General features: G+C 60.1%; 6 protein-coding genes. 2 read left to right on the forward strand and 4 right to left on the reverse strand.

Annotated elements, in window-relative coordinates; genetic code table 11:
* Positions 1–100: 100 nt before the first annotated feature.
* The gene (locus GGR17_RS19875) at positions 101–1,240 is read right to left on the reverse strand and encodes a tyrosine-type recombinase/integrase (protein ID WP_054540615.1); all 1,140 of its coding nucleotides are present in this window, start codon (positions 1,238–1,240) and stop codon (positions 101–103) included.
* A gap of 126 nt (positions 1,241–1,366) precedes the next feature.
* Between GGR17_RS19875 and GGR17_RS19880 the strand changes: the two genes are divergently transcribed.
* Both GGR17_RS19880 and scpB read left to right on the forward strand, forming a co-directional pair.
* The gene (locus GGR17_RS19880; protein WP_054540542.1) at positions 1,367–2,257 is read left to right on the forward strand and encodes a DUF1403 family protein; all 891 of its coding nucleotides are present in this window, start codon (positions 1,367–1,369) and stop codon (positions 2,255–2,257) included.
* A 2-nt stretch (positions 2,258–2,259) separates the two neighbouring features.
* Positions 2,260–2,859, forward strand: coding sequence for an SMC-Scp complex subunit ScpB (scpB, locus tag GGR17_RS19885; protein ID WP_054540543.1), 600 nt, complete (start codon positions 2,260–2,262; stop codon positions 2,857–2,859).
* Here the strand turns inward: scpB and GGR17_RS19890 are convergent.
* The 3 genes from GGR17_RS19890 to GGR17_RS19900 are packed head-to-tail and all read right to left on the reverse strand — an operon-like array spanning position 2,843 to position 6,391.
* Positions 2,843–3,877 (reverse strand): TniQ family protein, encoded by a 1,035-nt coding sequence (locus tag GGR17_RS19890; protein WP_082386774.1) that lies wholly within the window; start codon positions 3,875–3,877, stop codon positions 2,843–2,845. The genes scpB and GGR17_RS19890 overlap by 17 nt on opposite strands.
* A complete protein-coding gene (locus GGR17_RS19895) occupies positions 3,874–4,755 on the reverse strand; it encodes a TniB family NTP-binding protein (protein WP_054540544.1) in 882 nt (293 codons plus the stop codon). The genes GGR17_RS19890 and GGR17_RS19895 overlap by 4 nt, the downstream gene beginning before the upstream one ends.
* A gap of 1 nt (position 4,756) precedes the next feature.
* A complete protein-coding gene (locus GGR17_RS19900) occupies positions 4,757–6,391 on the reverse strand; it encodes a Mu transposase C-terminal domain-containing protein (RefSeq protein WP_054540545.1) in 1,635 nt (544 codons plus the stop codon).
* Positions 6,392–6,561: the final 170 nt, after the last annotated feature.

Raw genomic sequence — 6,561 nt, forward strand, 5'->3', positions numbered from 1 at the left:
TGTCGCGTTTAATTCCCGATTTCAATTGAAGCAGAAAGCTGAAACTGAAGCGCTGGAATTTCATCTTAGCGCTTCACCAACGCGTCAAGATTCCTGAGCTTCACAGCCCTGCGGCTTTGGTCAGGTTCACCCTGAACCTGTCGCGCCTGCGCTGGTAACGCCGGGTCATCTCGGCCGACGCATGTCCCAGGTGCTTTTGAACATAGCGCTCATCAACCTCTGCCGACGAGGCGAGCCCGGCGCGCAAGGAATGTCCAGAGAACATTGCCAGCCTTTTGGCTTCCGGCAGATCGGATCTGACGCCGCTCTTCAGAACGGTTGCCTTGATCAGCCGAGCGACGTGCTTGTCGGAGAGGCGGGCCTCGAGGGCACGTTTGCCGTCCCGCGAGGTGCGCACGAAGACCGGCCCAAAGTCGATCTTCGCAAAGTGTAGCCATTGCTCAAGTGCGTGGACAGGACAGGTCTGGTCGCTTGAGCCGCGCCCAACCTCGACCTCGCGCCACCCGGTCTTGGCGTTCAGTGTCAGCAGAGCGCCATCTTCGAAAATCTCGATCCAACCGCCGGAGCCCGGTGTATCATCCTTGTGCACGTCAAGGCTCACGATCTCGGAGCGACGGAGACCTCCAGCATAGCCCAGAAGTAAGATCGCCCGGTCTCGAAGCCCGCGGAGATCATAGGGAAGGGTGCCCACCATGGCCTGGATGTCCTCGGGCAGGATCGCTTCCTTCTGAACCGGCGGACGCGCGTGTTTGCGCCTAATCCCGGCCAGAACGGTGGCGACATGGCGGTCCTTGCGATCAAGAGTGAACCCTCGCTGCCTGTAATTCCAAGCGATGCCGGAGAGGCGCCGCTCAATGGTGGAGACCGAGAGAGCAGGGGCCTTCCCGGTCGCGGCGGCCAGATCAGCCAGATAAAGTCCAACCATCTCCGGCGAGGGGGGCAGAGGCTCCGTGCCTTTCAACCGGCACCAGCGGGTGAAGTGTTTCCAGTCGGCGGCGTAGGCCTTGTTCGTGTTCCCAGCCGTCGAGGCCTCGGCATAGTCCCGGGCGGTATCGATCAGCCGGTCGAGCGCGCCGGAGCCGGCCACATGGGCGGGCAGAGCGATTGAGGCTCCGTCCCGAGAGGTTCTCTCGTCGCGCTCGTCACTGTTCGGCGCGGTATGGGGTGCTGAGCTCGAAATCTCTGCGTCAGACGCGTCAGAATCCTCGATTTTGGTGCCGCTATTCGTGATACTGCTCATGTTTCCGAGCATATCATTTTTCCGTCCGATAACGCAAGGTTATTGGACAAAACTGGATACGGCAAAGCGGGGCGGTTAGCACAGTATGTGGTAGAACAAAGCGCCGCCATCGGATAGTGTTGTGGCATGGCATATGCTCGAGCGACCTTCATTGACGACCCTGATATCTTACCTCGGATGCCGCCCTGGGTCACTTCCGCACGCCCCGAAACCCATGAAGATGTGGCGTTTTTGTCGGGCGCGGCGCTCGCGCATCTGCATCTGGTGATCGGGCGCGATGACGTCCCCCAAGCCTTGTTGCGGGAAAGTTTGGCGCTGCGCGCGGCGGAGGCTTGTGTGGTACATTCGGGGCGGCCGGAAAGGGTGGCAGACTTGCGGGATGCGTTGGCGTTTCTGCAGCCGGGTGACAGCCCGGGGCCAGCGGGCGAGAGTTATCTTTCTTGGCGGCGCGCGGTGGAACGGCCGGTGGCGGCCAAGGCATTGAACCGGGCGCTGCCGACTTTGGAACCGGAACAGATCGCAACCTGGCTCGAAGTGGTGAAGGCGGCTCCGGTGACTCAAGCGGCCACCGTCCTGGAGGCCGTTCTTGGAGATCGACCCCGCGACTTCGCCGCCGCACTGCTTCTTGCGGATGCAACTTTGGCGCAGGCGCTCGGGTGGAGCCATGTCCTGCCGCTTCTGGCACTCGGCCTCAAGCGCGGTGATCTTCGAAAAACCGGCGAGGAGTTGCGGTTGACCTGTCATCAGGCAATTGGGACGGCAGCAGTTGAGACAACGCACCAGGCCATCGATCTGAAACGACGCGCTGCACGGCTCAAAGAGGCCGCACCGAAACTGCGAGCCAGGGGTTCTGACAAGGCAGTGGCCCATTTTCTGGCACGGGATGCCATTGCCCCTGCCGCGCTTACCTCACTGCGGTCCGACCGGGCAGCGCGCCGCTTTTGCGACCGGCTGGTGGCGTTAGGGGTCGCCCGAGAGCTCACCGGGCGTGACACCTTCCGCCTTTACGGGATCTAGGCATGGTCAAAGATCACGCCGAAACCGACCTCGACCGGGAATTGGACGATCTGCCAACCGAATTGCGCTGGCGCGAATGGATGCGGCGGATTGAAGCCGTTCTCTTCGCCAGCGCATCGCCGGTGCCGCGCGAGGACCTCGCGCGCGTGGTGGGGCAGGGGGCTTCGGTCGATCTGTTGGTCGAAGACCTGGTCGCCGATCTCGAAGGACGATCCTTCGAAGTGGCGCAGGTGGCCGGCGGCTGGATGCTGCGGACGAGACCGGCCTATGCGGCGGTGATCAGGACGGCCGCAGATGTCGGCGATCAGGATCTCGATCTGCGCGAATACGATGTCGCTGTCCTGGCCGCCATCGCCTACCACCAGCCGATCACACGGGACGGCCTGAAAGACATCTTCGGCAAAGAGATCAGCCGAGATCTGATCGGAAGATTGCATGCGCGTGGATTGATCGTCACCGGGCCACGGTCGCCGCGGCGCGGGGCACCCTATACCTATGTGACGACGGAGCAGTTCCTGGTCGCGTTCGATCTGGAGTCGCTGCAGGACCTGCCCGATCGGGAGCAGATGGAGGATGCAGGGGTCATCAATTCGCAGGCATAGCCGTTGCCAATGATGTGCGGCGGTTTGAATGAAGGCGAACGATGACCTGTTGTAAGTCCGCCAAATCAGGATGTCTGGAGCGCGTCTTTGTTCCCGGTGTGATCTGTGACGTGATCTCTGCACTCAATAACGCCACCAAGTCGGAATGCTTGGGCGCAGCCCGTGCAATGCGGGTCCAGAGATCAATTGCAGGATGCACGGAACGTTTTTGGAGGTGCGTCATTCCATCGGCCAACTGGCGGAACAATACGTAGCGGACCCGGTGCGGCAAGCGCGAAATTGACGTCGGCTGGCCATTGAACGTGAAACAAGCCGCCCCAAGCATGGCGGGCAGGGATGTCTTTCCATGCCGTCCATGTCCCGCAACATGCATTCGAAGCAAATCGTCGATGAGCCGTTCGAGACGCTGCACATCATACTCGGCGGGCAGGGTGGGTTTTCGGAGATCAGCATCACACCAGACGCAGAATTGTTGCCGCAGAAGCCGGTTTTGTCGTGAAGGCGCAATGCCGCCGCCGCAGGCAGGGCATTGGTCGCGCAAGCTGCATCCATGCCGAAAGCAGGAAACGCGCGTCGCCAAAGTCCAGCCGCGCCGGAAGAACGGTGCGCGATCCTCTTTCAGGCATGCCGGGCAATATTGCAGGCGATTGACCCGGGCGGTCGATGCGCGGGCATCTCCTGATCCTGTGGTCTGCCGCATGCGCAACCGGGTCAGCGGGTCGCGGTTCAAAGCCAAGCCATCAATATCCTCGGTAGGCAACCGCGTTCGCTCGACCAGCAAATTGAGGATTCGCCCGGGAAGGTCACGGTCAAGCTTCGCAGACCAATCTCCACCTGCGACATCCAGAACCCGCCCAAAATATTGAGGTGGAATTCCATTGGCCATGGCCAGCCGATGCAGCCAGCTCGACAGCAGCTCTCCGGGTGCCGGTTCAACAACGACGGGCCAGCCTTGCCCCACCTCATTGCCGTAGTCGCGCGCAGGTGTGACTGTGATCTCGGACGCAGACTGGGTCACATCATTTCGCGGCGCAAAGGAGCATTTCGGCGTTTCGACAGGGGCGTGTAACCAAGCGAGGCGATGGTCGCTTCAGAAATGTGTTCCTCGCCGTTCCTTATCGCCGTGATAGCCGCGTTGCTCACGATATCGACGACCTCTCCGATCAAGCCCTCTGACAATTCATGGATGATCTCAGCCAGTGACGGTCGCGACAGGTCCGAGGCGCGGGCGAGAGGCATGCAGGTTTCAAGACTATCGAGGAGCGTCGCGAAATCCTCGTCATACGCCCATCTGGGAACAGGGATCGTATCGAACCGCGATCCCATCTCCTCGGTGTCGTGTACCGCGTCATAGACCGCAACCTCGCCGACCAGTACGGGCGAGATATCGTGGACACTTGCGATGCGGCGCAGGAACGAAAAGATAGATTTCACGTCCTGTCGGCGCCCTCGAAGGGCGCTGTGAAACTCATCGAAGATGAGCAGGCGGGGTTTCAAGCTGTCCAGCAAATGATCCACCTGCTCGCCCGCGCGCGACAGGCTTCGCCAACCAGAGGCCTGAGGCGCGCGCAACCCGGCAAGAATGCTGGCATAGAAGTGAGACAGTCCGGCACCTTCTCGGGTCTGGATCACCCAGATCCTTTGACGTTCTGACTGACGCAAATGTTCAATCGCGAAGCGTTCGGCGATCATCGTCTTGCCATTGTGATAAGGGCCCGTCAGCAAGAGCCCTCTGGGGCGCAAAGTTACTGGCCGATCGAGTAGCAGACGCATGGCGTTATGGGCGCGACTTGCAACAGGATGGCTGATCCAACGGGCCGTCCGGATATGGGCGATGCGGCACGCGTCACCGGCATCGAGAAGTGATGCGGCGGAGTCCAGGAGGTGATCCGTCATTTCACCAATCCTCAACCGGAAAGACGCGGCGCGGGCGCTCAGGGTCAGGTGTTTCGCGGATTGGTGTCGGGGAAGAAGTGAGGCTCTGGTAGGGTTTCGGCGCATGAGCCGCATGCCTGGCCCGTGCGACTTCCTTCAGCCTTTGCTTCTTCGATGCCGAGGCATCTACCGTCGCCGCGATTTCGCGGCGGATCGCGGTCTTCTCCTCGATCGGGCGTCGGCCGGTTTCGCGCGCTCGGCTTCTCTCGGCCCTGTGCTGCCAGAGGGTGACCGCCTCAAGCAGTCCATCCCGCCGCTCCACAGGGCGCCAGGCTCCTGTATCGGGATCCTTGATGTAGATGTGACTAATGTCCCGAGGATCATAACGAACATCGAGAGCACCCAATCGATCACGGCGGGCGACCAACGGGCCCAACCATGGATCGAAATAGTCGTTGGCAAACAGGCTGACACCTTGAGGTGAAATCCTGCGTGTCTTGTTCGGGAGAAAGCTGAGCAGAACGTCGAAAGGGTTGTCTTCCGGGCCGTCCGGCTGACGGCATTTTCGTTCCCATTCATTGGTCGGGACTGTCAGCTTGCGTTCATTCTGGCTAAGATTGTGATCGATAATCGCCAGCGCGATACAGCGTTCGAGGTCTGCAAAGTTGAGCCTCGCACGGTCTTCGGACAGATACTCACCCCGATCCGCGATGGAACGCCCGGTCTTGCCAGGCAGGGAGCGCAGCACCGTATTCACCTTGCCTAGAAGTCGTTCGACAACCCCGCCACGATGGACGGTCCCCTTGTTCCGGCTTTGAATTGCAATCCCGTACTCGGCACAACCCAGGATGAAACTGGTGCTTCTGAATTCCATGGCGGAATCCACGACGACCATCTTCGGGCGGCCAAACATCGGCCAGGAATGATTGATGTCGCGCGCTGCCAGCCAGTCCTCCTTGCGGCACATCGCCTGCGCCAGACAGAGGGCGACCGACAAGCGTGAGGGCTGCTCAAGGGTCAGGCAGAAGCCGATAATCGCGCTTGTTGCAACATCAGCTGCGATGGTGAGATAGGGGCGTCCAACATAGATGCCCTGACCATCGATGACTTCCACAAACTGGATGTCGGCGGGGGTATGGTCTATCTGGACGACATCGAGTGCGTGGTTGGCCCGGATATAACCTGGGCGGGGTTTCAGGCGCCGTAGGTTTTTTCCTCCTGAATGTCGCCGTCGTGCAATCTCCTCGGGCGTGAACAGTCGTGGGATACGCTTGGAAACGGTGACATAGGCAGGCGGATCAAGACCCTCGCTGTCACAACGGGTGCGGATTTCATCGACAATCGGCGCAAGGTCCGGTTGCTCGGGCTGAAGCCACATCTCCCGAAGGGTTGCCAAAATGATTTCCTCAACAGCCGGGCTGATCCTCGCGCGCCTAGCTCCACCTGTCTTTGGCAACAGCGAAGACACCCGATGTTCGGTACGATATCGGCGCAGGTGGTTGTAGACTTGGCGCGTCGAGAGACGCAATTCGGATGCGGCCCGAGAAACTGCGGTGCGCATAGGCTCTTGCCCGTCCAAAATGCGATCCAGCTCTCGCGCGATACGCGTTGCCTTGGCCCAAGCCTCGTCAGACGCTTCGTTTTCGCGCAGCGTCATGAACCCGCCGCTCCACGGTTTCTAAACCCCATCTTCTGCCCCATGTTCTCGCTTGTTGAAACGCGAGCTAAAAATTGAAATCGAAACGTAAAATACCACGTCGGATTACGCTTCATCCTACTGGAATCCTGTAAGAACTTTTTGATGAAACGGCAAAGCAATTGCGACAC

Source organism: Actibacterium naphthalenivorans (genome assembly GCF_014196965.1).
Lineage (GTDB): Bacteria > Pseudomonadota > Alphaproteobacteria > Rhodobacterales > Rhodobacteraceae > Actibacterium_A > Actibacterium_A naphthalenivorans.